Annotated in this window: 23 protein-coding genes and 2 pseudogenes; 16 read left to right on the forward strand and 9 right to left on the reverse strand. The window is 41.8% G+C overall.

The annotated features are described in order from the left end of the window. Nucleotides 1–3: 3 nt before the first annotated feature. The 4 genes from H6G96_RS02505 to H6G96_RS02520 form a co-directional block, all read right to left on the reverse strand. Nucleotides 4–765, reverse strand: coding sequence for a hypothetical protein (locus tag H6G96_RS02505; protein WP_190909877.1), 762 nt, complete (start codon nucleotides 763–765; stop codon nucleotides 4–6). A 252-nt stretch (nucleotides 766–1,017) separates the two neighbouring features. Then, complete coding sequence (locus H6G96_RS02510; RefSeq protein WP_190909879.1) at nucleotides 1,018–2,424, reverse strand: NAD(P)(+) transhydrogenase (Re/Si-specific) subunit beta; 1,407 nt, start codon at nucleotides 2,422–2,424, stop codon at nucleotides 1,018–1,020. Next, nucleotides 2,421–2,714: an NAD(P) transhydrogenase subunit alpha gene (locus H6G96_RS02515; RefSeq protein ID WP_100900811.1), complete on the reverse strand. Its 294-nt coding sequence runs from the start codon at nucleotides 2,712–2,714 to the stop codon at nucleotides 2,421–2,423. Before H6G96_RS02515 ends, H6G96_RS02510 begins: the two co-directional genes overlap by 4 nt. A 92-nt stretch (nucleotides 2,715–2,806) precedes the next feature. After that, the gene (locus H6G96_RS02520; protein WP_190909881.1) at nucleotides 2,807–3,979 is read right to left on the reverse strand and encodes a Re/Si-specific NAD(P)(+) transhydrogenase subunit alpha; all 1,173 of its coding nucleotides are present in this window, start codon (nucleotides 3,977–3,979) and stop codon (nucleotides 2,807–2,809) included. Nucleotides 3,980–4,741: 762 nt separating this feature from the next. Here H6G96_RS02520 and H6G96_RS02525 point away from each other — a divergent pair. The 7 genes from H6G96_RS02525 (at nucleotide 4,742) to H6G96_RS02555 (ending at nucleotide 8,900) form a co-directional block, all read left to right on the forward strand. Next, the gene (locus H6G96_RS02525) at nucleotides 4,742–5,254 is read left to right on the forward strand and encodes a DUF2808 domain-containing protein (RefSeq protein WP_190909883.1); all 513 of its coding nucleotides are present in this window, start codon (nucleotides 4,742–4,744) and stop codon (nucleotides 5,252–5,254) included. Nucleotides 5,255–5,416: 162 nt separating this feature from the next. Further along, on the forward strand, nucleotides 5,417–5,551 hold the full coding sequence (rpmH, locus tag H6G96_RS02530; protein ID WP_099102484.1) for a 50S ribosomal protein L34: 135 nt from the start codon (nucleotides 5,417–5,419) through the stop codon (nucleotides 5,549–5,551). Between the two features lie 25 nt (nucleotides 5,552–5,576). After that, nucleotides 5,577–5,999, forward strand: coding sequence for a ribonuclease P protein component (rnpA, locus tag H6G96_RS02535; protein ID WP_190909885.1), 423 nt, complete (start codon nucleotides 5,577–5,579; stop codon nucleotides 5,997–5,999). Continuing rightward, nucleotides 5,986–6,378, forward strand: a complete 393-nt coding sequence (locus H6G96_RS02540) for a PH domain-containing protein (RefSeq protein WP_109009000.1) — start codon at nucleotides 5,986–5,988, stop codon at nucleotides 6,376–6,378. The genes rnpA and H6G96_RS02540 overlap by 14 nt, the downstream gene beginning before the upstream one ends. Nucleotides 6,379–6,548: 170 nt before the next feature. After that, nucleotides 6,549–7,700: a membrane protein insertase YidC gene (gene yidC / locus H6G96_RS02545; protein WP_190909888.1), complete on the forward strand. Its 1,152-nt coding sequence runs from the start codon at nucleotides 6,549–6,551 to the stop codon at nucleotides 7,698–7,700. Further along, nucleotides 7,697–8,224, forward strand: coding sequence for a R3H domain-containing nucleic acid-binding protein (locus H6G96_RS02550; RefSeq protein WP_190909890.1), 528 nt, complete (start codon nucleotides 7,697–7,699; stop codon nucleotides 8,222–8,224). Before yidC ends, H6G96_RS02550 begins: the two co-directional genes overlap by 4 nt. A 157-nt stretch (nucleotides 8,225–8,381) precedes the next feature. After that, complete coding sequence (locus H6G96_RS02555) at nucleotides 8,382–8,900, forward strand: DUF177 domain-containing protein (protein ID WP_190909892.1); 519 nt, start codon at nucleotides 8,382–8,384, stop codon at nucleotides 8,898–8,900. Nucleotides 8,901–9,009: 109 nt separating this feature from the next. Here the strand turns inward: H6G96_RS02555 and H6G96_RS41090 are convergent, their stop codons facing one another. Continuing rightward, nucleotides 9,010–10,086, reverse strand: coding sequence for a DUF6745 domain-containing protein (locus H6G96_RS41090; protein ID WP_190909894.1), 1,077 nt, complete (start codon nucleotides 10,084–10,086; stop codon nucleotides 9,010–9,012). A 187-nt stretch (nucleotides 10,087–10,273) separates the two neighbouring features. Between H6G96_RS41090 and H6G96_RS02565 the strand changes: the two genes are divergently transcribed. The 3 genes from H6G96_RS02565 (at nucleotide 10,274) to H6G96_RS02575 (ending at nucleotide 13,994) form a co-directional block, all read left to right on the forward strand. Further along, nucleotides 10,274–11,785, forward strand: a complete 1,512-nt coding sequence (locus tag H6G96_RS02565) for an AAA family ATPase (protein WP_190909896.1) — start codon at nucleotides 10,274–10,276, stop codon at nucleotides 11,783–11,785. Between the two features lie 119 nt (nucleotides 11,786–11,904). After that, the gene (locus H6G96_RS02570) at nucleotides 11,905–12,411 is read left to right on the forward strand and encodes an SH3 domain-containing protein (RefSeq protein WP_190909993.1); all 507 of its coding nucleotides are present in this window, start codon (nucleotides 11,905–11,907) and stop codon (nucleotides 12,409–12,411) included. A gap of 341 nt (nucleotides 12,412–12,752) precedes the next feature. After that, on the forward strand, nucleotides 12,753–13,994 hold the full coding sequence (locus tag H6G96_RS02575; protein WP_190909898.1) for a peptidoglycan-binding protein: 1,242 nt from the start codon (nucleotides 12,753–12,755) through the stop codon (nucleotides 13,992–13,994). On the opposite strand, the gene H6G96_RS02580 is transcribed toward H6G96_RS02575, so the two are convergent. Next, nucleotides 13,991–17,017 (reverse strand): SMC family ATPase, encoded by a 3,027-nt coding sequence (locus tag H6G96_RS02580; RefSeq protein ID WP_190909900.1) that lies wholly within the window; start codon nucleotides 17,015–17,017, stop codon nucleotides 13,991–13,993. The two genes, H6G96_RS02575 and H6G96_RS02580, sit on opposite strands and share 4 nt — an antisense overlap. Nucleotides 17,018–17,373: 356 nt before the next feature. After that, complete coding sequence (locus H6G96_RS02585; protein WP_190909902.1) at nucleotides 17,374–17,571, reverse strand: hypothetical protein; 198 nt, start codon at nucleotides 17,569–17,571, stop codon at nucleotides 17,374–17,376. A 162-nt stretch (nucleotides 17,572–17,733) separates the two neighbouring features. Here H6G96_RS02585 and H6G96_RS02590 point away from each other — a divergent pair, with 162 nt between their 5' ends. Both H6G96_RS02590 and H6G96_RS02595 read left to right on the forward strand, forming a co-directional pair. After that, nucleotides 17,734–18,165, forward strand: a complete 432-nt coding sequence (locus tag H6G96_RS02590) for a hypothetical protein (RefSeq protein ID WP_190909904.1) — start codon at nucleotides 17,734–17,736, stop codon at nucleotides 18,163–18,165. Nucleotides 18,166–18,238: 73 nt separating this feature from the next. Then, nucleotides 18,239–18,472: a hypothetical protein gene (locus tag H6G96_RS02595; RefSeq protein WP_190909906.1), complete on the forward strand. Its 234-nt coding sequence runs from the start codon at nucleotides 18,239–18,241 to the stop codon at nucleotides 18,470–18,472. A 161-nt stretch (nucleotides 18,473–18,633) separates the two neighbouring features. Here H6G96_RS02595 and H6G96_RS02600 read toward each other — a convergent pair whose 3' ends face one another. Further along, a complete protein-coding gene (locus H6G96_RS02600) occupies nucleotides 18,634–20,715 on the reverse strand; it encodes a cation:proton antiporter (protein ID WP_190909908.1) in 2,082 nt (693 codons plus the stop codon). A gap of 415 nt (nucleotides 20,716–21,130) precedes the next feature. Here H6G96_RS02600 and bchM point away from each other — a divergent pair, with 415 nt between their 5' ends. Beyond that, nucleotides 21,131–21,817 carry a magnesium protoporphyrin IX methyltransferase gene (gene bchM, locus H6G96_RS02605; protein ID WP_190909910.1) on the forward strand — a complete coding sequence of 229 codons (687 nt, stop codon included), beginning with the start codon at nucleotides 21,131–21,133 and terminating at the stop codon, nucleotides 21,815–21,817. Nucleotides 21,818–22,097: 280 nt separating this feature from the next. On the opposite strand, the pseudogene H6G96_RS41095 reads toward bchM, so the two are convergent. Next, nucleotides 22,098–22,232 (reverse strand): annotated as a pseudogene (locus H6G96_RS41095) (IS630 family transposase); the annotation flags it as partial. A 59-nt stretch (nucleotides 22,233–22,291) separates the two neighbouring features. Between H6G96_RS41095 and H6G96_RS02610 the strand changes: the two are divergent. From H6G96_RS02610 to H6G96_RS02620, 3 genes and pseudogenes are all read left to right on the forward strand, one after another. After that, a pseudogene (locus tag H6G96_RS02610) lies at nucleotides 22,292–22,564 on the forward strand (DUF4351 domain-containing protein); the annotation flags it as partial. A 320-nt stretch (nucleotides 22,565–22,884) separates the two neighbouring features. Continuing rightward, complete coding sequence (acnB, locus tag H6G96_RS02615) at nucleotides 22,885–25,545, forward strand: bifunctional aconitate hydratase 2/2-methylisocitrate dehydratase (RefSeq protein WP_190909912.1); 2,661 nt, start codon at nucleotides 22,885–22,887, stop codon at nucleotides 25,543–25,545. 155 nt (nucleotides 25,546–25,700) lie between these two features. After that, nucleotides 25,701–26,615: a DUF262 domain-containing protein gene (locus tag H6G96_RS02620; protein WP_190909914.1), complete on the forward strand. Its 915-nt coding sequence runs from the start codon at nucleotides 25,701–25,703 to the stop codon at nucleotides 26,613–26,615. Nucleotides 26,616–26,691 lie beyond the last annotated feature (76 nt).

Genomic DNA, 26,691 nt, shown 5'->3' on the forward strand with positions numbered 1-26,691 from the left:
AAACTACGCAGATAATGGGTTTTCCGCTATTATAGTAGCAATTGATCTACCAATATTATGGAAATATTCACTTGTTACACCTATAGATACAGGATGTTTAGTTATAACAAACACAGTCTGACTATTTCTACACATTAAGAAACCTTCTGAAGTTCGTGAAAACTCAACATCCTTTATTTTTTCGGTTATTCTTCTCCAAGAAGGCTCATATCCCACACCGTAGAAAACAACCGCTTTAGGTTGATGTTCTTTTATTCTTTGACTAATATGATTTATTCGCTTTTCAAGACAATAATTTTCATAAGTATCTCTATTAGATAAAAAAGTAAGCTTAGAATATTCACCATATATCCAATGTTTAAGAGATGGTGAGGGTAAAGGTAATAATTCTAATAAACAAGTCTCTTTATCTTTTCTACCTAGTTCCTCTATTTGATATTTACGAATATCTTCTAGGTCAATATTATCTTTTCCTTTAGCACTCAATATAATACGAATTAATGTCCTCCAGACTAGCACATCCAATTTTGCACCTGGTTTAAAACTCGCCCCATATCCGATAGCTTCATGATACTCTGCAATATCTTCTATTTCCTTATGTTCTCTCTCTGACCATTTCTTTATTCTGTTATTAATTTCGTTAAAATCTCCTCCTGCTTCTTCCATACCAATAAACCAATAATTCCCTTGATAATTACCATATCCATAAAATGCATCCACTATTTTTTCTAGAAGCTCATCATTAAAAGAATCTTGACTGAACATAACTTTATTATTTTAATTAGAAAATCAAAACTTGTTCATCAAAAATAATTGAGCATACATAGAATGTCAAGTTAAATAACTAAAGTGAAAATTTTCGGACATTATCAAGTCATAAATAAACTTTCTATTCTTTACGCCTTTGCATGAGGCAATTTTCCCACAAAAAACTTGCCTCAGAAGCATCACACCCCCAAGGCAAGCCAACTCTCTAATTCTTTCTTTACTTCACGCCCTTAGCGCCTTTGTGGTTCGTTAAAGTTGCTTCACTTCCGAAACCAACTTCGCCACCATATCCTTCGCACTACCAAAAAGCATTGTAGTTTTATCCTTGTAAAACAACTCATTATCTACACCAGCAAAACCCGTACTCATCCCGCGCTTAATCACAATCGTCTGCTTTGCCCGATCTACTTCCAAAATCGGCATACCATAAATCGGGCTATTTTTATCACTCCGTGCTGCCGGATTTACTACATCATTTGCCCCAATTATTAAAGCCACATCTGCTTGATCGAACTGGGGATTAATATCATCCATATCGTACAACTGGGTGTAAGGCACATTTGCCTCTGCTAGTAACACATTCATGTGCCCCGGCATTCTACCAGCAACGGGGTGAATGGCATACTTGACATCAACGCCCATTTTTTCTAACTGATCTGACAATTCCCGGACGCTATGTTGCGCTTGGGCAACTGCCATACCATAACCAGGAACAATTACCACAGAACGGGCATAACCCAACATCATCGCCCCTTCTTCAGGATCGATACTGCGGACAGTTTGATCGATCGCACCACCACTAGCAGCACCACCACCAGAACTAGAACCTGTACCAAAAGCGCTGAACAGCACACTAAATAAGGAGCGGTTCATCGCCTTACACATAATCTCGGTGAGGATTAAGCCAGATGCTCCTACCAAAGCACCAGCAATGATTAACATATTGTTCATCACCACGAATCCAGCCGCCGCCGCCGCCACACCTGACAACGAGTTCAACAGCGAGATTACTACTGGCATATCGCCGCCACCAATGGGGATGACGAACATCACACCCAACACTAAGGAAACGCCAACCACTCCCAAGAATATGGGTAAGCTATCTGGTGTGATGATTAAATAGGCACTACCTACTACATAAGCACCTAAAAGCAAGAGGTTAAATGGTTGCTGGAAAGGAAATGTAATCGGCGAACCGCTAATTAAACCTTGCAATTTGGCAAAGGCTAAGAAGCTACCCGTGAAGGTAACACCACCGATTAACACGTCCAACAGGATGGAAATGTTGACATCAAGAGGTATCGGCTGCGAACTATCTAATAACCGCCAGAATTCGGCAACGGCGACTAATGCCGAAGCCGCACCGCCCAAACCGTTGAGCAAACCCACCATTTGGGGCATTTCGGTCATTTGGACTTTGTAGGCAACGATCGCACCAATTCCCGATCCAATCGCCAAGCCTAACAATATCATCTGGTAGTTTAATACATGCTGATCGAGCATTGTCGCTGCGATCGCCAGTAGCATCCCCACAGCCGCTACAATATTACCGTTTCTCGCTGTAGCAGGTGATCCCAGCTTTTTCAAGCCCAGAATGAATAACGATGCAGCGACTAAGTACGTCAGCTGAATGCCAGTTGGTAAAAAGTCGCTCACGCTTTAATCTCCTTCTTCTTGAACATTTGCAACATTCTGTCTGTCACTAAAAAACCACCCACAACGTTGACTGTTGCCAATACCACAGCAATCAAACCGAGAATTACGGACACACTTGTGTCTCTTGCACCAGCAGCAACTATTGCTCCAAGTACCGCAATGCCAGAAATCGCGTTTGAGCCTGACATTAAGGGTGTGTGTAGAGTCGGTGGTATTTTGTTGATGACTTCAAAGCCGATAAAAGATGCCAAAACAAATACAAACAAAGCAGCAAGTAATGCCTCTGTCATGAAATAAAAACTCCTTGTGTAAATGGGCATGGGGCATGGAGCATTGGTTCTTCTCCCTTATCTCCCCTTACTCCCCCTGCTCCCTCATCTCCCTAATTAACCGCCGGTTGTTGAGTAGTCAAAGCTTGTAGCGCATCCCGCACTCGTTGATTGCGAATTTCACCAGCATGGGTAACGCAAGCTGCATCAACGATGTCGTCCCCAAAATCAACCTGCAAAGCTTTGTCTTTAATTAGCAGTTGCATCAACGAAGTTACGTTCTTGGCATACAACTGGCTGGCGTGAATTGGCATCGATGATGGGAGATTAATGGGGCCGATAATTGTTACGCCGTTCCATACAATATCTTTACCGGGTTCGGTGCAGGCGCAGTTACCACCCTGTTCAGCGGCCAAATCTACAATCACTGAACCTGGTTTCATCTGTGCCACCATTTCTTCTGTGACGAGCCGTGGTGCTTGTCTCCCTGGCACTTGGGCTGTGGTAATTACGACATCAGAATTTTTGATGTGTTCAGCAACAACTTCTTGAGTACGTTGTTTGCTAGCTTCAGAGATTTCCTTGGCGTAACCACCTGCGGCGACGGTTTCTTCGTCTAATTTGACTTCAACAAATTTTGCCCCTAAGCTTTGCACTTCTTCTTTGACGGCGGGACGGATATCAAAGGCTTCTACCACTGCTCCCAAACGTCTAGCGGTGGCGATCGCTTGCAATCCGGCTACACCAGCGCCCATAATAAATACTTTCGCTGGAGCGATCGTGCCTGCGGCTGTGGTTAACATCGGGAAATATTTCGGTAATGCAGCTGCGGCAATTAATACTGCTTTATAACCTGCTAATGAAGCTTGCGAGGACAAAGCATCCATACTTTGCGCCCTGGTAGTACGGGGAATCATTTCCATACTCAAGGCTGTGACTTTCCGATTTGCTAGTTGCTGTGCTACAACAGGATTTCCCAAAGGATTGAGGAAACTGACTAATACAGCCCCTTCCTTTAACAAATCAACTTCTGAGCGTCCATCTTCTCGTTCTTGAGGTGGACTGACTTTCAGCAGAATATCTGTTTCGCCCCATAATTTGGCAGTATCGCTGATTATTGTGGCTCCTGCCGCTTCATAGTCAGGATCGTTGAAAAAAGATCGCTCTCCTGCACCTGTTTCCACCCAAACTTCCAAACCTTGTTTTACCAATCGAGCAACAGTGTCAGGAATTAATGCCACACGACGTTCACAAACTTCAATTTCTTTAGCAACTGCTATTCTCATGAAATCTCCTGAAGATAAATACCTAATCTCTGCCAAGTAAGCGATTGTCTAGATGAGGGATATCCCGCACTCATAGTACTTAGACGGCAAAATCAGCCATGATTTTTACTTGTAGATTGAACCTTGAAACTTTCCTCTCCCACTCTTAGCTATCCAGGCAAAGCCTGACTTTGCCGTTCGCAGATGTCATATTCTCAGATAGTTGCAAACAGGGTTACGTATTGCACATCCTAAATTGATTCCCAAATTTTGCATCTTTATCTTCAGCTTGTTTTCGGGATTGAGAAATTTTGGTATTCCTTTCTTATAGAGTAATATTGACCAAATTTTGAAAGCTTTATAATTTCCCAATCAAATTTTAATGATTACGACTTCGATTTCAACTCATTTTAATCAATTTAGCCCAACTTAACTGGCGATCGCTGATGCCACACCTCAATTTTTATAACAAAATTCTCAAATTTAGATACACTTATACATATTTAGAAACACAATCCAATCCCAACTGTATTTCTATTTAGTTCAAAATTTTACCAACCTAGTCATCAAATCAGCAGCCTGTAAGGGTAATAAACTAAATAGATTGTATGTTAAATTTGCAACTAAGTAATATTGCTGTCCGCCCAAACATCAAGGAGGATGGCACTTTTTATTGTTACTGAACGTCAATTGTTAGGAAGTGAGTAGTAAACTTTAGTAACGAATACTAACACACGGTTATTTTAGATAACAGATTTATATTTTGGTAGAGGAAGCCCAATTATGCGACGTTTACTTTCCGCTGTAGCCGTGACTAGCTGTTTAATGACTGCATTTCCAGCCCTGACTTGGGCGCAAAGTTTACCTGGGTTTACGCTGTTTAGCGGCATCAAACAAGAAAATCAACTCCCCTTCCGGTTAGATTTTGGTGGACAAGCTAATGGTTGGGATAGATACATATTGAAGATTCCAGCCCAAAGAATGAAATTGGCTGTTGGTCAATTTGCCATTACCTATCCTGATTATTACAAAGGAACTTTTGACCAGAAAAACATTCAAGTCCGAGTCAAAGGCAAAGCAGTTCCGCTTTCTGAGGTTAAGTGGGACAAAGAAGGTAAGCTGATTAATATTTTTCCCCAAGAGCCGGTGCCAGCAGGTAGTGCAGTTGAGGTAGTCTTATCTAACGTGAAAAACCCTGCCTTCGGCGGAATTTACTATTTTAACTGTCAAGTTCTCTCCCCTGGCGATGTGCCACTACTGCGCTATATGGGAACATGGATTTTAAGCATCAGTTAAAAGTGGGGTGGGGAGTCGGGAGTGGGGAGATGAGGGAGCAAAGGGAGCAGGGGAGGCAGGGGAAGAAGAATATTGCACAATACCCTATTTCCTATTTTTTAATAAAGCGATACAATTAGAGATTGTGAGTTTTTATAAAAATCACCTAAGGAGGAGAACAGTATGAAAAGAACACTGGGCGGTACTAGCCGTAAGAGAAAAAGAACCTCTGGTTTTCGCGCTAGGATGCGGACACCAGACGGCAGAAACGTGATTAGTGCTAGGAGAAAAAAAGGGCGTCACCGTCTGAGCGTTTAGAGCATATTAAGCTAGAAGAGCATCTGTGGCTTTGCCTAAAGCAAATCGGCTAAAATCCCGCAAGGATTTTCAGGCAGTTTTCCGGGAAGGGATTCGGCGTCATGGTTCTTATTTAATATTGAGAGCCTTAAAACCTCTATGTTTGACAAAACCTTCTTTGGACACTGCCACCCAAACGACACAAGCAACTGACTCAGCACATCTTGCCAGCACGCGCATTGGCATTTCCATAAGCACAAAAGTCAGCAAAAGGGCAGTGGTTCGCAACCGAATCAAACGGCAAATTACTTCTGCTTTACATAACTTGCTGCCCAAATTATCACCAGGATGGCGGCTAGTGTTCATTGTCAAACCCACAGCAGCAGAATCTAAGTGCGTAAGCCCACAATTTCTGCAAGAATTAGAGCAGTTGTTGGCACAAGCTGAGGTGTTCGATGGGAATTCGTGAAGATGTTTATTATGAAGGTGGCCCCCATATTGGGGATTTAATTGTCAACCTGTTGATTGGGCTAACCATTGTCGGGATACCATTAACAGTTGGGGCAATTGTTAGAGCATTGTGGCTGCGTTTCCGCATCACCGATCGCCGGATTACCGTGACGGGAGGTTGGCAGGGACGCGATCGCACTGACATAATTTATTCAGAAATCGTTAAAGTTGTCACAGTCCCCCGTGGCATTGGCTTATGGGGAGATATGGTGCTAACCCTAAGAAACGGCAGCCGTCTCGAACTGCGTGCAATTCCTAAGTTTCGGGAAGTCTATGACTACATCAACGAAAGAATTGCTGCTAAAAATCCCGAATATAGCGCTGCTGCTAACAAGTGATGGGAGCAAGCAAGGGGAGATAAGGGAGAAAAACCAATGCCCAATACCCAATGCCTAATGCCCCATTTGAATGTGCGGCTATCCGTAGCGAAGGGTAGTCGCACATAATTTATGATTTAGATAAACTTAGATTCAGTCAGTTTACAGTACCTCAGGTTGAATTCAGAATAATGGATTTTGGTATCGGCTTTCTCTCGAACAACGTGATGCTGCCAATCATAGATTTTTTCTATGGTATTGTGCCTAGCTACGGATTGGCGATCGTTGCTTTGACCCTGATAGTCCGCTTCGCGCTCTATCCCCTGAGTGCTGGCTCAATTCGCAATATGCGGAAGATGCGAATTGTACAACCTCTGATGCAGAAGCGGATGGCAGAAATTAAAGAGCGCTATAAGGATGAACCGCAAAAGCAGCAGGAGGAAATGGTCAATGTTCAAAAAGAATTTGGCAACCCTTTAGCAGGCTGTTTTCCATTACTAGTGCAAATGCCGGTTTTATTAGCGCTGTTTGCCACTTTGCGGGGTTCGCCTTTTGCAAGTGCGAACTACAGCGTTAACCTGCAAATTCTTCCCGCAGAACAAATCGAACAAATTCAACCGCAAGCCTTTGCCACTGCTCCTCAAAATATTTATATTGCTGATGGAGAACACGTTAAAGTAGCTGCCATCCTTCCTAGTGGTAACAAACTAGCGGTGGGAGAACAAACTAAGATCCAATATCAGACCGTTCAGGGCAAACCATTTCAAGTACTCTTAGCAGAACACCCAGAAAATAAGCTGACTCCTGATTGGAAAGTCACCAAGGGTGAAGATAGGGTAAAAATTGATGCCGATGGCAATGTAGAAGCTTTGCAGCCTGGAGAAGTCACTATTCAAGGGACAATTCCTGGGCTAGCAGCAGAAAAAGGCTTTCTATTTATTGATGCCTTAGGCAGGGTTGGTGCAACAGATCCAGATGGCACAATCCATTGGGATATCGTTGCTATGATCGTCTCCTTTGGAATCAGCCTTTATGTTAGCCAAATGCTTTCTGGGCAAAATTCTAGTGGTGGCAATCCGCAGCAGGATACAGTTAACAAAGTCACCCCAGTAATCTTTTCTGGGATGTTTTTGTTCTTCCCCTTGCCAGCAGGGGTGCTGATGTATATGGTGATTGGTAATATTTTCCAAACTGCACAAACTTATCTGCTCTCCCGCGAACCTCTACCAGAAGAACTGCAAAAAATCGTAGCAACCCAAGAGAAAGAAGCAGTAATCGCAGAACAAAAGGCATTGCCATTTGAACCAAAAAGTGCCAAGAAAAAGGCTACAGGGGGATCATGAGCAATATTCCCATGCAGCGAGGTCAGCAGTGGTTAAAAACCCTGCTGGAACTCACTGGAATACCTGCTGAAATTCAGGGTCATTTAGAAACTACCCAATCTCAAGACGGCGATTCTTCAGAACCAGATAACTACTGGTTAACAATTGACCAAACTAATTTGACGACAGAACAAATCCAGGTATTAATTGGTGCTGATGGTTCTGTGTTAGATGCGATTCAGTATCTAGCAAATTCGGTTTTAAACCTGAGCCAACCACCGGAGGAACAAGCTTCTTACACCATTGAGTTAAATGGCTACCGGGTTAAAAGAGAAGCCGAAATTCGCGCATTAGCAGAAGCAGCAGCCGATGAAGTGCGCTTTTCTGGTAGAGAAGTGGAAATCAAATCCCTCAGTTCTGCTGAAAGGCGGCAAATCCATACCTTCTTGAAAGAGTTTGGAGATTTAGAAACCTTCAGTCGCGGTAAAGAGCCGCATCGTCATTTGGTTGTGCGTCCAGCTTCGTTGGAAGAAGTTGGGAGTTAGGAGTTAGGAGTTAAGAGTTTGGAGTTAATTGAAACTCTTAACAATATAATTTCTTTCAAAATTTCTCTTGTTCTTAAGAGATAAAATTAAAGATGTAATATCAGTATTATTGCTGGTAAAGAAGATAAATTTTTAGTGAGGATGTCTCACAAATCCTATGGACGCAATTTATATTCCGCAGCTAACTAGAGCATCGGAGCGGACAGAGGAAGTTCAGGTTCAGGAATTTCTGCCTGGTTTGGAAACGTTGACACCAGTTCGTGGCCATGTGCGCGTTCAGCATCATGGCAATTACTTGGAAGTGTCCGCCCAAGCAGAAACAATTATTACTTGTACCTGCAACCGATGCTTACAGCAATACAATCGCCGCTTAGGGCTTGATACCAAAGAAATCATTTGGTTAGATGAAACTGCAAATCAGGTAGATGACTTGCCCCTAGAACGGGAAGTGACTATGGAAGATTTGTTGGAAACCCTACCACCCGATGGTTATTTTTATCCCAACGAATGGCTGTATGAACAGATGAGCTTGGCAGTACCCCAGCGTCAGCTGTGCAATCGCAATTGTCCAGGTATTCCTGTAACTAGTACAGTTGACAGTTCTGATATTCCTGAAACTCCAGTTGATAACCGTTGGGCTTCTCTGGAAGCTTTGAAAAAGCAACTTCCGGGGTAGTAATTTGATAATTCCGTCAGACTTAAGTCTGCACCTAAACGAACTAAGCCTGTCTACACAGGCTTATTGTTTTATATTTTATTAAATAGTTCTAATACGAATCACTTATTTAGGTTTGTATAGCAAATTCTTCTAGGTCAATACCCCAATTCACCCAGCTAATCGCCTGATATGCAGATTGAATATTAGGCGGTACGCGCAATACATGGATTCTACCAGTGCTGGGACAAGTCATCTTCAAAAGATAAATTGGCTCTTTGTTTTCACCGTCATCAATTTTTAATAAAGTGTATTCTTGATATGAGTCTATGATTGTAGCTTGTAACTCCTCAGCAATACGTTCATAGCCGATTTCTTGGATTAACACTCGGCGCAATTCCACATTTTGTTCTTCTAAAAACCATGAAATTTGCCAATCTTGCGGGCGGACTTTACCATATTTTTTGGGCAAAATAACACCGTGATAGGCATAAACATCACATCCATTTGCTATTTTTATAGTTGGTTCTCCCTCCGCATGGAGGCGATAAGCGCTGTCATAAAGAAACTCTAGAGGGTAATCGCATATCAAACACAACTTTTCAAAGGGGAAAATCCAGCCACAAAATTTTATAAGATTTTGAAATGCTTCCCAAGCTTTAGGCGAGTAAATACAATTTAATTCCGAAATTATAAAATCATATTTACTCGCAATATTTTCCCAGGTTTTGGGATTAATACAATTATAAATAATATCAGTATATAAATTAATATTGGGATGTGGTAAATTATGTACGGCCGGAATATATGATAACATCTGCATATTAAGGTATCTATCAAGTTCGTATGCAATTTGATTAGTAAAACGTTTATTTAATTCTGCCATTAGTTCCTTTGGCAGTTCTCTAGCAATACATTCTCCTAAGTTTTCACTAAGCTTTTTCCGATCTTTATTCCCCAAGTAACCAAGTAAATGAGGTGCATGTAACCTTTGGAAAATTATTTTTAATGCAGAATTATTACTGTCTGAAAAAATAATTTTTGGTTTGCTTCTTCCTGTTAGTTCATAAGCAGCTTTAACTGCTTGCTGTGCTTCATAACGGTCAAAAGTTTTATTTGAGATTACAATATTACGCCATTTTTCTCGATAAGAAGATATTAAAGCTTGTTGCTCTGAAGTTAGCTTTTCAATTGTATTATTGGACATATTGAGTGACAAAGTTCCTTTCAGCTACATTATGGCTCAGGCAATATAAAATCTTTAGTCCTGAGCAAGCGACAACGCTAAGTAAGATTTGGACTAACTGAAAATTCTGTGATGTTATTGGCTTTTTAGTTGTTAGAGGTGATACAAACCTGAACAATGAGAGAAGAACTAATAACGATAGCCAAATATGAACTTCCGTGAAGAGTTTAAACTGCTGTTACGCGCCCGCTACCCGTTGATTTATATTCCCACTTATGAAGAGGAACGGGTAGAAGCAGCTATCCGGGAAGAAGCAAGCAACCAGGGTAATCGCCCAGTGTATACTTGGGATTTTGTTGATGGCTACCAAGGAAACCCCAATGATGTTGGGTTTGGGCGACGTAACCCATTGCAAGCTTTAGAATTTATCGAAAAGTTACCAGCCTCTGCACCTGCGGTATTAATTCTCCGAGACTATCATCGCTTTTTAGATGATGTAGCGATCGCCCGCAAACTCCGCAATCTGTCCAGACTCCTCAAGTCGCAACCAAAAAATATTGTTCTACTGTCGCCGCGCATCGCCATCCCTGACGATTTAACCGAAGTGCTGACAGTCGTGGAGTTTCCCTTACCCGCCGCCCCAGAAATTAAAACTGAGGTAGATCGCTTGTTACAAAGTACTGGTAACTCACTTTCTGGCAAAGTTTTAGATGACTTAGTGCGCTCTTGTCAAGGGCTTTCGATGGAACGGATTCGTCGAGTCTTGGCAAAAGCGATCGCTACCCACGGAGAATTGCAACCAGAAGATGTGGATCTGGTTTTGGAAGAAAAGCGCCAAACTATCCGCCAAACCCAAATCTTGGACTTCTACCCCGCCACTGAGCAAATTTCTGATATCGGCGGACTGGATAACTTAAAAGACTGGCTGATTCGCCGGGGAGGCTCATTTACTGATAAGGCGCGACAGTACGGATTACCGCACCCCCGTGGTTTAATGTTGGTAGGTATTCAGGGAACTGGTAAATCCTTAACGGCAAAAGCGATCGCTCATCACTGGCATTTACCCTTGTTACGTTTGGATGTGGGAAGGTTATTTGGTGGTTTGGTGGGTGAATCAGAATCTCGCACTCGGCAAATGATCCAAGTAGCTGAAGCCCTTGCTCCTTGTATTTTGTGGATTGATGAAATAGATAAAGCCTTTGCCGGACTTGGTAGCAAAGGTGATGCAGGAACAGCTAGCCGTGTATTTGGTACTTTTATTAACTGGCTAGCTGAAAAAACCTCACCCGTGTTTGTCGTCGCCACCGCCAACGACATCCAAGCTTTACCGCCGGAAATGCTCCGTAAGGGGCGATTTGATGAAATTTTCTTTGTGGGATTACCCACCCAAGAAGAGAGAAAAGCGATTTATGATGTTCATCTATCCCGATTGCGCCCCCATAATTTGAAAAGTTATGACATCGAAAGGTTAGCTTATGAAACGCCCGATTTTTCTGGGGCAGAGATTGAGCAAACTTTAATTGAAGCGATGCATATTGGATTTAGCCAAAACCGCGACTTTGCTACTGATGACATTTTAGAAGCAGCCAGTCAGATTATCCCCTTGGCGCGGACTGCTGTAGAGCAAATTCAGCAACTCCAAGAATGGGCGGCGGCTGGGAGAGCGCGTTTAGCATCGAAACACAATCCTTTAAGCGAACGCCTCCGGCGTACTACGTAAACGCATTCGGCAGTAGCTACAATAATGAATTAGCTAATAATTGCTAGTCAGTAGTCAACAGTTAATCATGAATTATTATTGACTATTGACTATTGACCACTGGTGATCAGGTTTTAACTATGTTGTCTGGTTTAGCAAAATTTATACTTGGGTTTTTCTTAGCGATCGCTGTACTAATAGGTGGCGGTGCTGCAATTGCACTCTATTTTATGAATCGTACCGGCATACCCCCTGCCAAACCCGTTTATTCTAACGATAGTCCTTCGGTGAAAGCCCAAGCTCCCAAAGCAACTGAGCCTGGAAGTAAATCTAACCTTACACCCGGTACAAAGGCTGAATCTTCTCCAAGCTCAACCTCCGCCCCCACAGAATCACCAAAGGCTACCCCATCACCAAAACCATTGCCATCGGGAGCTTACCGGGGGCGTGTTAATTGGGCTGAAGGCTTGAGTTTGCGATCGCAACCAAATCAACAAGCTGAAAAGATTGGTGGGGTGGGTTTTAATCAAAAAATTATTATCTTGGAAGAAAGCGCGGATAAAGGCTGGCAAAAGATCCGTTTGGAAGGTAGCGAACAAGAAGGTTGGGTGAAAGCAGGTAATACTGAAAAACTTGATGAACAATAGGCATTGGGAGGCGGAATGGCAACATTCTGCTTGTTCATAAATCTCACCAAATATCGAAATTCGCCAAAATACTATCAGTGATTGGCGAGTATTGCCGTGATTAGTGCTGGATTCCAATCTGCTCAAAAAGTTACAGATGTAAGCTGATGCGCGCCTAAATTGTATAAACACTCTTTACGGTCGTTATGAACTTGTTCAAAAGTAATTTTGTCCGCAGTTTCATCTACCTTCCTAAGTCAGACATGCATTTCTAGAGCAATTACTTGTAAAGTATCATACATAAAACAAACATAACACAGAGGAACTGGTATAATTCTGTATAGCCATAACTAAAAAAGCAAGTGAAAACAGGGGTAGATAGCTATTTAACTAAGCTCGCCTCAGTCTATGAGGCATCTGAAAGCATCAAGGGTGTTCCTATCGTAGTTAATTTCAAATTTTTGAATTGGAAAAATATATCTACGGGTGCTGCAATGCGTCTTTTATCTGTAGCATTGATTACGGGGCTTATGGGTATAACTGGGCAAGCTTTAGCACTTCAGAAAATCGGAAGTAGTGGGGCTAGCGTTACCAGTAGCCAGAGATGTTTAAAAAAGTTGGGTTATTTTAACGGCCCGGTGACAGGTAAATTTGCTAATTTGACTCAGAATGCTGTTATTAAATTCCAGCAAGCTAATAGAATACCTGCTGATGGGGTTGTGGGTACTAATACGCAACAAGCCTTACAACGAGCATGTCAAAGTAGAAATACTAGTGGCGCATCGCGATCGCCAGTTGGTCAATACCCTACTCTCTCTCAAGGCAAAACTGGTGCAGCCGTGACAAGGTTACAACAGCGTTTGCGGCAGTTAGGCTACTTGAATGCTAATGCCACTGGAAATTTTGGCCCAATAACTAGAGATGCTGTAATTGCATTCCAGCGAAGGTATCGCATATCTGCTAACGGGATTGTAAACCAACAAACTTGGAATGCACTACTGGGTTATTCTCCGACTTCAGCCAGATCAAGTCTCTCGACTCAAGAAGTGAAAGAACTACAAGCCCGTTTACAACAGTTAGGTTTTTTTAATATTAATCCCACTGGGAATATTGGCCCCTTGACTAGAGAAGCTATCATTCAATTCCAGCGAAATTATGGTCTACCTGTTGATGGCATCGCCAATGCCCAAGTTTTGCAGGCATTGCGTAGAGCCTCCACAGACGGATATGCTAATCAACAACCAAGCATAAATGAGGCTAATGGTTATATATTACCTGAGACTAATCGCTATGTAGTACCTATTAATACTGGCTATGTATTACCTGAGACTAATCGCTATGTATTACCTCCCGCCAATGGCTATGTAGCACCTCAGATTAATGGCAACACATTAGTTGCTAATAATCCTTACAGAGTAATAATACCAATTTCTAATAATGATACTCTGATTAAAGTGCAACAATATATACCCGATGCCGTTATAGAGCAATCCAATCTAGGAGATTATGTGAATGCTGGGGCATTTAACGATCGCGCACAAGCAGAAGCGCTAACGAAAAAGCTCCGCTCCTATGGTCTGGATGCACGAGTAAAATTCAATTAAATTGACAAACTCAACTGCGAACCTTGCTGAGTTTTATTCACTTCAATCCTGGCTTGGAAAGCTTCTTTGAGGTGGGGCATATGCGTAACAGTGAGGATGCAGGCAAAATCGGAGGAGATGGCATTAATCGCTGCAATCAAGCGATCGCATCCTTCAGCATCTTGTGTACCGAAACCTTCATCTACAATCAACAATTGCAATGCCGCCCCCGCCCGTTGCGCTAATAATTTTGCTAGGGCTAAACGGATGGCAAAGTTAATTCTAAAAGCTTCTCCACCAGAGTAAGTTTCATAAGCTCGTGTTCCTCTAGAATCGGCGATTAAAATATCTAAGGTGTCTATCAGCTTGGCATTTTTCTTGGTTGATTTAGCACTGCGCCCAGCTTTTTGAGTAATAAATTGAACATGAAACTGATTACCACTCAGCCGCGAAAGTAGTTGATTTGTCTCAGCTTCTAGTTGCGGTAACACATTCTCAATCATCAGTGCTTGGATACCATTTTTACCAAAAGCTTGCGCTAATTCCTGATAAACACGGCATTCCTGCTTGCAAGATTGGAGTTGCTGCTGCTGTTGTTCGTACTGAATTTGCAGCGTTTCCAGTTGATGCGCCAACTGCTCTAAACGCCCTAATTTGGCAATTTGCTCATCGAGTTGCCGTCTGCGTATTGCTAACTGCTGCTCTAAAGCTTGAATTTGGGCAGATGGGTTAGCTGTTGCTTGTAATTGCTGGATAATGCTTTCGATTTGTCCGCCGAGTTTTTGCCGCTCTGTTACTCTGGCGCTTCTGGAATCCTCTAAGTCTTGCAATCTCGTTTGGAGTTGCGGATATTGCTGTTGGGCTGACAGCAGTTGTTGATACCGCAAATGCCAAGATTGAGCTTGACGGACAGCCATACGCAGATTGTTGTGCTGCTCGGAACTGTAGCCAATTTCGGTAATGTGACGCTCAAGAGCCGCGATTTGTTTAGCACATTCAGAATCAGTCTGATCTTGCTGGATTCTGGCTTGCAATTGAGCAATTTGGGATTGTAATTCTGGTTTTCGGGCTAATAGTTGCGCTTGTCGTTTAGTCGCATCTTTAATTTGCCCTTGTTTAATTTCTGCCCATCGCCACCGTTCAACTTCGCTGCGGGCGAGGGCGTGGTCTTGTTCATTATAATTAGCTTGTTGCAGATATTGGTCTAGCTGCCGGAGTTCGGCTTGTTTATCAGGAGCGTAATCACCAGCTTGGAGCGATCGCTCTAAATGCTGTTTTTCAGCAGCAATTTGTTGTAACTGTTGTTGGACATCAGTTGTAGCTTCTAACTGTGCTGCCAACTGTCCCCTTTGTTCGCGTAAACCATCGTAGCCCGCCAACTGTTGGGAAATTTCCCGATATTCCTGCCTAAGTACCTGAATTTCTCTGTCTGACACAGCCATTTGTTCTCGCACTACCCAAAACTGCCCTTGAGTATCCTCTAACTCAGCCTGGGTTTTTTCTACCACCCGGCTCCAGTGATGTTCATCTAAAGGACGTTCGCATAATGGACAAAGTGCTTCAGGATTTTGGAGCATTTGCAATTTCTGCTCTAATTCTCCCAGCAGTTTTTCATAGTCGCGTTGATGAGCTTGTAGACGTTCGATAAAGTGCCGCCTTTCTTGCCCTTTTTCTTGGACTCGTTGTAAATAAACCCGTTTTTTCTCCAGTTCTTCAATCTGGATTGCTACATCCATCACCGCTTGTTGCAGTTGCGGTTGGCGGCGGTGCTGGCGTTGCAATTGGTTCTCAGTACTTTGGAGTTGTTCGAGTCGCGCTACTAAACCAGCATGAGTGCGATCGAGTTGGCTTTGTAAAGTTGCTCGTTGTTGCAACAAAGGAGTAACTTGCATTTGCAGCTGATCTAAACGTGCAACATGGTGACGCGCTGCGGTTAGCTGTGACAAAGCAGCTTCTACTTCACCTGATTTAGTCAGAGTTTGCTGAATATCTCGCTCTTGTTGCTGCAAAGCTTCTATTTGGGCTTGGGCTTGTTGCAGTTGCCGTTCGATTTCGTGAATTTGTTTGGTAAGCTGTTGTTGCTTTTGTTGGCGAGTCTGCCCAGCGCGGGTATATTCTTCAAATTTGGCAGCAAAAGCTTCTTCTTGAGATTGGAGACTTTGATATTGGGCGTATCCAGCTTTAATTTCAGCTTCTTGATGTAATATTTTTTCTAAATCTGATAGCTGAGAGCCAATAGCTGATTGTTCTTGTTGGAGGCGATCGCAATCTTGGGTAAGATTTTGGTATTGCTGCTTTACAAAACTGAGTTGTTGTTCCCAATTTTGGCGCTGGTGCTGGACAACTTGCAAACTTTGTAATTGAATATTATCAAAAGCTTGTACCTGTTGCAGTTGGTTGAGTTCGGCTTCTAACTCGACTCTTTGCGCTTGGGTTGTCTCGCGTTGTTGCAGCTGAATTTTAATCGATTCCAAAGAACGCTCTAACTCTACTGCCCTGGCTTTGAACTGACGAGAAGATTCCTTTGCCCTTTCTTCCAAATCATCATACTGATTGAGTTTCAACAACTCCGCTAAAATTTCTTTGCGTTCCGTCGGGCGTTTGAGCATGAACTCATCTGCACGCCCTTGACGTAAGTAAGCAGAATTAATAAATGTATCGTAATCGAGCTTGATATGTTCTAAAATCAAATCTTGGGTTGCTCTTACCCCTTTGCCAGTGAGTGAGCGAAACCCAGATGGTATTTCTATTTGAAATTCCAGAACGCTAGTACCGCCCCGAATTCGGGTACGAATCACCCGATATTTTTGCTGGTTGCTTTGAAAAGTAAAATCAACTCGAACTTCTTTCGCACCAGAATAGATTACATCATCTTCAGCAGTGGCGCGGCTTTCACCCCAAATTGCCCAAGTGATTGCTTCCAAAAGTGAAGATTTACCCGCACCATTGGAACCCGAAATACAAGCCGTATGCAAACCGCCAAAATCTAAAGTTGCATCACGGTAACTAAGAAAGTTTTTGAGGATAAGTTGTACTGGGATCATTCACGCTATAGCGCCACATCTACTTTTAATAGTTAACAGTACAGATGCACTGTTTGTTAGTTTAGCTATCTAGATATCAGGTTTCTAGTCTTGAAGACATCAATTTTACAAAAATTAACAATAGGACGAGTTAATTTTTCTTGTTGCATGAATAAGTTTTGCTATCTTTGGAGAAAAATGAAACTTCCCTGGAGGCTTTTGGTTATTTCTCCCTGTTGTCTGAGATAAAAATATTCCTATTTAATTTATGAGAATTGAAAGTCACATATCCCCGACTTCTCAAAGAAGTCCGGGATCTTGTCTCTTACGAATTATTTAGGATTGCATAGAGTCGCCAAGAGAGAATTTGTCATTGGCTAATTGTGATCGCTATCATTTGACCTAGACCGAGGTATCAGCAGTCCAATATATGTACCGACAGCAAATTTAGTTAAATCTAGAAATGGAGGGCGACTCTTTTCGTCGATAACCGCAAGAGTTAAAGAACCAATGACCATAATCAGCGTAACAACAGCCAGCACTTCATCTCTTGAAGGAAGTTTCTTGGATAACATTGGCCCACTCCCAAATCATTTGAATCACTACATCCCTACTTTGACAGGCTAGTGCTTGTTGTAAGTTTAAATACAGGCTTGGGATATGAATGACTTGTGTATGCGATGAGGATGAATTGCAAAATTGGCAGTTAGAATCAGCAAAAGTGTAATGGTTAGCTTATGTCAGGGCGATCGCTTTTCTGTTCTCCAGAAGGTATCCAAAAAGTAAAAAGAGCTTTAATTCGTTATTCCTTAACTCAAAAGGCATTAGCTGAAGATTTAGAAGTAACTCGCCAGCCGATCGGAAAATTCTTTACAGGTAAACCTGTTGACCGCAATATCTTTGTCCAGATTTGCGACAGGCTAAATTTAGAGTGGGAAGAAGTAGTTACTGAACCAGCCAGTGAAGTAGAGGTAAATCAGGATAACAGCATTGATATTGATGCGATCGTGCAAGAGGTACGCGAAAAAATAAAACCCCTGATTCAAGAGCGCTGCGGCACAATGCGGGTGCTAGATATGACTCAACCCATCGGATTGAATGACATTTACACTAGCGTCTCAACTATCATATGCCCTAAATCGTGCTATTACATCGACATCAGACTATGAATTACAACGCTCACTAAGAAGGTTTAAACAACAAATTCCTGATCCAGATAAGGATAAAGGAATATTTAAACCCTTGTGGAGAGCTAATGGAAAATCTTGGGTTGAAAAACTCAAATTTTTACTTATTAGATATCGAAACATTGGTCACGAATGGCATTTTACTGACGAGCAAAAAGAAATATTTAAACAATATTACGATGCCCATAAAATACTTGTATCTTGTTTAAAGAGTGATTGTTATGTCAGCCGGAAAGTTCGACAGCAAATAGAAGATACTTTGTTATTACCGATCGCAGAGATTAAATAGCGTCAGCAGTAATCTTAAATACCCGTGTAGCAGTCGTTTATCTTTCAGTCCCACAGGTAAATCATTTTGGGGGTGATTTGCAATCGCTCTTGTCGATTCCCATCACTGACGCAAAAGCGATCGCAAGTGTTTGTACTTTTTACTGACGTTGACTCGTCATATTACGAATGAGGCTCTCCCAACAATACAATTGAACACTTCAATTCTTTAATTAACTGCGTTGTCACTTCGCTAACGGCTAATCCACCTGCTGTGCGATAACGAACGGAACGTAACACTGCTAGATCAAATGCCTGAGCTTCCCGAATTATGGTTCTAGCAATATCATCACCCCTGATTGTTTGGATATTCGTATTCACCTGTAATTGGCCTTTAGAAGTAATATCAGACAACTGAGATACAAAGTTTTCTACTCGATTAGACGGGGTTTTGCGGTTGTATACGTGTAATAGCACTACTTCTGCCTGATTAACATCAGCCAAAATCTGGGCAAATCTCAAAGCGCCTATAGTTTGGCGCGTTAAGTCTCCAACTGGTACAAGAATTCTTTGAATTGTCTTAGGACTACTTAAAAGGCGTGTTACTGCTACTGGACAGTGAGAAGACCAGAAAACACTATCAATTACACTACCAAATAAGCGGGCACGCAAACCTGTTGTTTGCGACCAACCCATCACTACTAAGCTAGCGTTTTGTTCTCGACTGGTGCGGCTAATCCCCAAGGCTGCATCATCATCAATCCGAATTGCTGGTAATACTTCCACCTCAAATTCTTGACTGATTTCTTTAGCTAAATTCAATCTTTCTCGGCTTTGATCGAGTGCTGTTACTAATTGCGGATCATCCATCTGAATATGTGCTTTAGTAATAGCTAATGGCACAATTCTTCCAGATTCATGACTTGCCAGGAGTGCTGCCATTTCTATTAGATAGCGCTGGGTTTGGGGGTTGTATATTGGCACTAATACAGTAAATGGATATTGATTTTTATCTACTTGCTCATCTTCATTATCTTGCCACCAAGTTGTCAAACTATCTGTTTCAAAATCTGTCTGAGAAAGCTGTAGTGAAGGAGCAAATCGTGCTGTTATTATGGGGCCCAGAATTGCAGTTACCAGCATGAGAACAATCACACTGTTTAAGACAGCTTCACTGATTAAACGCTCACCAGCAGGATTTACCGTTTGATAAGCAACTAAGGTTGCTGCTAGTGTGGCTGCTACCTGTGGTAGTGATAATGACCACATTGTTAGCAATTCCGCCGTGTTGTAGCGATACAATAATTTGGCTAAGAATGCTGCTATAAATTTGCTGCCAATCAAAGCTACTACAATTACCAGAGTCAGCCAAATTGAACTGAGGGTTTTGATAAATGCAGGAATATTAATTAATAATCCCATGTCCACAAAGAAACAAGGGATAAATAAAGCACTACCAATAAATTCGATTTTCTCTCTGACTGGGCTACGTCCCAGAACGTCGTTGACAGCTAAACCTGCTAAAAAAGCACCAACAATTTTTTCAACTCCAATTACCTGCGCTCCGACAGATGCTAAAAATAATGCTAGTAAGATAAACAAAAACTGGTTACTTTGTTCATCCCCAGAGCGGCGAAAAAACTCTTTTCCTGCCCAGTCAAAGCCAAACAGGACAACAGCAGTGTAAATTGCTAATCCACCCAATAAAATCGCTAAACTCATGGCGGAGAATTCTCCTCCATGAATTCCAACACAAATCGCCAATACTAGCAAAGCACCTGTGTCAGTAAAAATTGTGGCACCAATCGTGACGGTTACAGCTTCATTCGTTACCACTCCGAGACGACTCACAATTGGATATGCCAAGAGGGTATGAGAGGCCAGTAAAGAACCAATGAGGACGGAGGCATTCCAACTAAAATTGAATAATCGTCCTGTAGCAATGCCAGCAATCATTGGAACTAAAAATGTTAAAATACCAAACCCAATTGAGCGATTTCTAGTTTTACGAAACTGCTCTAAGTCAATTTCTAAACCTGCTACGAACATTAAATAAAGTTTGCCTATTTCTGAGAGCAGATTAATAGTTTCAGACTCATGATTTAATAACTTTAGCCCATTTTGACCTAGTAATATGCCTGCCACCAACAACCCCACTAATCCAGGTAGCCGCAGCCGCTCAAATATAGGAGGTACAGTAAAGATTACTGTTAGGAGAATTGTAAATGCAACGATAGGGCTGTCTGTGAGCGAGTTCAGTGCCATGTTTAATAATTAAGCCTAAATAAATAGTAAAGTAAATCTAGAGATAGCATAAGAAATTTTACTTAAAGTTTTTTGTTTATTCAGTTTTATTAGTTACAAATCATAAAAACTTTAACAGCATAAAGGTTGCGATCGCATTCCGATTCTACCTTAAGAAGGATTTTATATATCTACAGTGTGAAATATTGATACAATTTATAGTAATAAAAATAATTGCTCTTTAAAGAGTAAGAAATTCTTTCAAAAAACTATAAATAGTTTATTAAATATAGCAATTCTTGTTTAAATGATTATGAATGCACAGATGTGTGCCCTTAATTCTCTGCATCATATCTAGAAAAATCTGGAAGACCGCTCTTATGGGTTCCTATCAATGATAATTTTAAACATTGGGAACTTCTAAAAATCAAAGTTTATGAACACAGCCGACGATAAAACGATTGTTCGCGAGTATTTCAATTCCACAGGGTTTGACCGTTGGAAGCGAATCTACGGCGATGGCGAAGTCAATAAAGTCCAACTAGACATCCGCAATGGACACCAGCAAACCGTGGATACAGTTCTCGGCTGGCTGAAGGCTGATAATAATTTACCAGAGCTATCAATCTGCGATGCTGGCTGTGGTGTCGGTAGTCTCAGCATTCCTTTAGCGGTAGATGGTGCTAAAGTTTATGCCACCGATATTTCTGAAAAAATGGTGGAAGAAGGCAAAGATAGAGCAAAGCTTACCTTGGGAAATACTGAAAATCCCACTTTTGCCGTGCAGGATTTGGAATCGTTGAGTGGGAGTTACCATACCGTTATTTGCTTAGATGTTCTCATCCACTACCCCCAAGAAAAAGCGGATGAGATGATTTCTCATCTCTGTTCTTTGGCACAGTCGCGGATAATTCTCAGTTTTGCGCCGAAGACTTGCGCTCTGAGTATACTTAAGAAAATTGGCAGTTTCTTTCCCGGAGCAAGTAAAGCGACTCGTGCATATTTGCATCGTGAAGCTGATGTGGTGAAAATTTTAGAAAGTAATGGCTTTTCATTGCAACGAAAAGCGATGACGAAGACTCGTTTTTATTTTTCCCGTCTACTGGAAGCTACACGTAATTGAAAATTTTAGCACTAATAGCCGACAGGCTAAAGCCTGTCGGCTACACAAGCTCAGTTAATCTACGTAGAAGACGGCAGGTTAGTTTTATTTTTAACATTTGACGCTTGCGTAAATTTCAGCTTACTAAGCTAATTCGTGACTAAATTGTATAAACACTGTTTACGGTCGTTAAGTGTTAACTGTTGACGGTTAACGGTTAATCTAATCAGCATTTAAATTGCAACATAGTTATTAATAAATATAATTTACCATTTTTTCTATTTGTGCAACAAAGCCGTATAAAGTTAGAGAGTTCTTGGGAGATTTTAGCGAGAATATCAAAACGATTATGAAAACTAGCATTATCTAAAATTAAAACAATCTTGGGGTCAATATCCTGAAAATCTTCGGCTCTGTTTCCCTGACTTATCCATTTATAGATTATCTGGATCTCCATGCATACACCAATATGCTACTGTTCTGGGGGAACAACCTAAAAAATTATAAGCAGATGATAGGGAGTTAATTATGCGATTAGAACCACTTTATCAAAGAGACAGAGAACAAGCTATACAAGAAGGAAAGAAACAAGGAGAACAACGTTTAGTTCTACGTTAACTCAATCGCCGTATTGGTGAGATTGATACGTCATTAATCGAGCAAATTCAACGCTTATCGCTTGAACAATTAGAGAATTTAGGAGAAGCATTGCTAGACTTTTCTAGTGTTGCTGATTTAGAAACTTGGTTAAACCAACAATCAATCTAATTTATTATTACTACACCTGGCGAGTAGAAGTCGCGGCTATACAGACGAAACCCACCTCCGTAGGTTAAAAATTCTTGATTTTCTCTTAGTCCACGGAGGTAGCCTACCCTGCGGGAACGCTAAGGGCGAATGTTTGTGTAGTAGCGAATTCTATTCGCTTAATACTTTTCAAACTAAACTAAACTTTCAGTATAAAAAAAGTTGCTAATAACCGATTACCAGTAAGGCTTTCATCATAAAAGTAAGCTAAACTTTTATAGCCAAGTATTGCCTAAAAATTTCATAATTAAAGATAGAACATCCCAATGGAGAACATAAAAATGCTAGAACAATATCGTAAACACGTTGCCGAAAGAGCAGCACTCGGTATTCCTCCTTTACCATTGGATGCGAAGCAAACCTCAGAATTATGTGAATTACTGAAAAATCCGCCCAAGGGTCAAGAGGATATATTATTACATTTATTGCGCGATCGCGTTTCTCCTGGTGTTGATCCAGCAGCTTATGTCAAAGCCGGATTTCTCACCGCGATCGCCAAAAAGGAAATCACTAGTCCCTTGGTTTCGCGCATAGAAGCGGTGCAATTGCTGGGCACGATGGTAGGTGGTTACAATGTGCAATCTTTAATCGATTTGCTGCAATGGCCTACCGTATCCGTCTCAGACTCATCTGAAACACCTTTAGTAATGGGTGGACAAGGAAAGGAACCCATTTCCGCCTACGCCGCCAACGCCTTAAGCAAAATCCTCTTGGTGTACGACGCTTACCACGATGTTTTAGAGTTATCTAAAACCAATCCTTTCGCAAAACGGGTGGTTGACTCTTGGGCGGAAGCTGAATGGTTTACCATGCGCCCCACAGTTCCAGAAGCGATTACTGTCACCGTTTTTAAAGTTCCAGGCGAAACCAATACCGACGATTTATCACCCGCCCAAAGCGCCACAACTCGCCCGGATATTCCCTTACACGCTTTAGTGATGTTAGAGTCACGGCAACCGGGAAGTTTACAAACCATTGCCGAACTGAAGAAGAAAGGGCATCCTGTAGCTTATGTGGGAGATGTAGTTGGTACAGGTTCTTCGCGTAAATCTGCCATCAACTCGGTGTTGTGGCACATGGGAAATGATATACCTTTTGTGCCAAACAAACGCGCTGGGGGTTATGTTTTAGGTGGTGCGATCGCGCCAATCTTCTTTAACACAGCTGAAGATGCCGGTGCTTTGCCTATTCAGTGCGATGTCACCAAACTCGAAACCGGCATGGTAATTACCATCCATCCCTACAAAGGCGAAATCACAAACGAAGCAGGCGAAGTCATTTCTACCTTTGCCCTCAAACCTGACACCATCCTCGATGAAGTCCGCGCAGGTGGACGCATCCCCCTACTTATTGGACGTACCCTCACCGATAAAACTCGTCTTGCACTTGGTTTAGAACACAGCACCGTTTTCACCCGTCCCCAGCAAGCCTTTGATACAGGTAAAGGCTACAGCCTAGCACAGAAAATGGTAGGTAAAGCTTGCGGATTACCTGGTGTGCGTCCCGGCACATCTTGCGAACCCATCATCACCACCGTTGGTTCTCAAGATACCACAGGCCCCATGACCCGCGACGAATTAAAAGAACTCGCCTGTCTTGGTTTCAGTGCAGACTTAGTAATACAAAGTTTCTGCCACACAGCAGCTTATCCCAAACCAGTAGACATCCAAACCCATCACGAACTCCCCGACTTCTTTGCTTCTCGTGGCGGTGTCGCCCTCCGTCCCGGTGATGGTATCATCCACTCTTGGTTAAACCGGATGCTGCTACCCGACACCGTGGGAACTGGCGGCGACTCTCACACCCGCTTCCCCTTGGGTATTTCCTTCCCCGCCGGTTCTGGGTTAGTGGCCTTTGCAGCCGCCTTGGGTGTGATGCCTTTAGATATGCCAGAGTCAGTTTTGGTAAGATTTAAAGGAGAATTGCAACCAGGTATCACCCTGCGCGATGTCGTGAATGCCATACCCTACGTAGCAATTCAAAAAGGTTTGCTGACAGTAGAGAAGCAGAACAAGAAAAATGTCTTCTCCGGACGAATTCTGGAAATAGAAGGTTTGCCAGATTTAAAAGTTGAACAAGCCTTTGAACTCACCGATGCTAGTGCTGAACGTTCTTGTGCCGGATGCACAATTAAGCTGAGTGCAGAGACAATTTCTGAATATCTGCGTTCTAACATCGCGTTGCTGAAAAATATGATAGCACGGGGCTATCAAGATGCGCGTACCATGCTGCGCCGTGTGGCAAAGATGGAAGAATGGTTAGCAAATCCTGTGTTATTAGAAGGCGATGCCGATGCGGAGTATGCCGAAATAATTGAAATTGATTTAAACGAAATCAAAGAACCAATTGTTGCTGCTCCCAATGACCCCGATAATGTTAAATTATTATCGCAAGTTGCTAATGATCCTGTGCAAGAAGTATTCGTCGGTTCTTGTATGACGAATATTGGTCATTATCGGGCAACAGCGAAAGTTTTGGAAGGTGCAGGTGAAGTGAAAACTCGCCTGTGGATAGCACCACCAACGCGTATGGATGAACACCAATTAAAAGAAGAAGGTGTATACAGCGTTTTTGGGGCTGCGGGTGCTAGAACAGAAATGCCAGGATGCAGTTTGTGTATGGGTAATCAGGCGCGAGTTGCTGATGGCACAACAGTGTTTTCTACCTCTACCCGCAACTTCAATAATCGCATGGGTAAAGATGCGCGGGTGTATCTTGGTTCAGCAGAATTAGCCGCAGTTTGTGCGCTGTTAGGACGGCTTCCCACAGTGCAGGAATATTTGGATATTGTGGCGAGTAGAATTCATCCTTTTGCAGATGATTTGTATCGGTATTTGAACTTTGATCAAATTGCTGGTTTTGAGGATGAAGGGCGCGTGATTGCGTTGGAAGATATGCCGAGGCTTGAGGATATTTTGGGTATGCCTACGGCAGCGAGGTAGGTAATAATTGACATGAAATGCCCCAGGTTTTAATCTGTGATTACATTAAAAAGCCCGCATTAGCAGGCTTTTTAATGTAAATTCCTCACACTGAAGTCTTTGATAATACAAAAATTAGTTATTATCGTATATGATACATAAAGCAAATAACAAGCATGAAAGCATCAGAAACAACTCTTCGTAACTTACTAGAAGGTGGTAAACAGTTTCAAATACCTCTTTTTCAGCGACCATACTCTTGGAAACAGGAAAATTGGAAGACTCTTTGGGAAGATTTGATGAGTCTCTATAATGATGAAGTACAAGGTTCTTATTTTCTTGGCCCCATAGTTACACAAGCTGAATTAGGAACAGCTGACGGCATCACTCCATATGTTGTAATAGATGGGCAACAACGTCTTACCACCCTTAGTATTCTCTTAGCAGCATTACGAAATCATCTTAAAAAAGATGATAAACAAATGTCTGAACAGATATATGAATTTTATTTAATTAACAAATATCATAAAAATGACGATTACTTTAAAGTATTACCTACTCAAAATGATCGTGATGCATATAAAAATATAGTTGAAGCTAAAACAGCTAAAACAGCTAAAACCAAAAATCCAGAATTGCAGTCAGGGCAAATAAATGAAGCTTATAATTTTTTTGATAAACGGCTGAAAGAATCTGTCCCTGAGCAAGATATACCTCTTGATTTAACAAAATTGAAAAAAATTATATTAGAGCAATTAGTTATAGTAAATATAACTTCTGATGCAAACGATAACCCATATCTTATTTTTGAAAGTTTAAATAATAAGGGAGAAGAACTAACTCAGGTAGACTTGGTTCGTAACTATATATTTATGAGGTTGCCGCATGAAGAGCGAGAAGAGGTATATGAGAATGAATGGTTACCTTTTGTAGAAAGTTATAAATCTAGTGTTAGCCAAAAAGTGTATTCAGACGAATTAACAAATGCATTTTGGTTTTATCTACGTAAAGATGGTGAAGCAGTTAACCAAAAAGAAATTTCAGTAAATCGCAAAGTTTTTTCCAAGAGAATAAGCGTCAAGATTTTGTAAACAGAGATACATTTTTTGCTGAACTATGTGAAACCGGAGGTGATGATTAATTAGGTTTACTTATAGCAAGGCATAT

Source organism: Nostoc sp. FACHB-892 (genome assembly GCF_014698795.1).
Taxonomy (GTDB): Bacteria; Cyanobacteriota; Cyanobacteriia; order Cyanobacteriales; family Nostocaceae; genus Nostoc.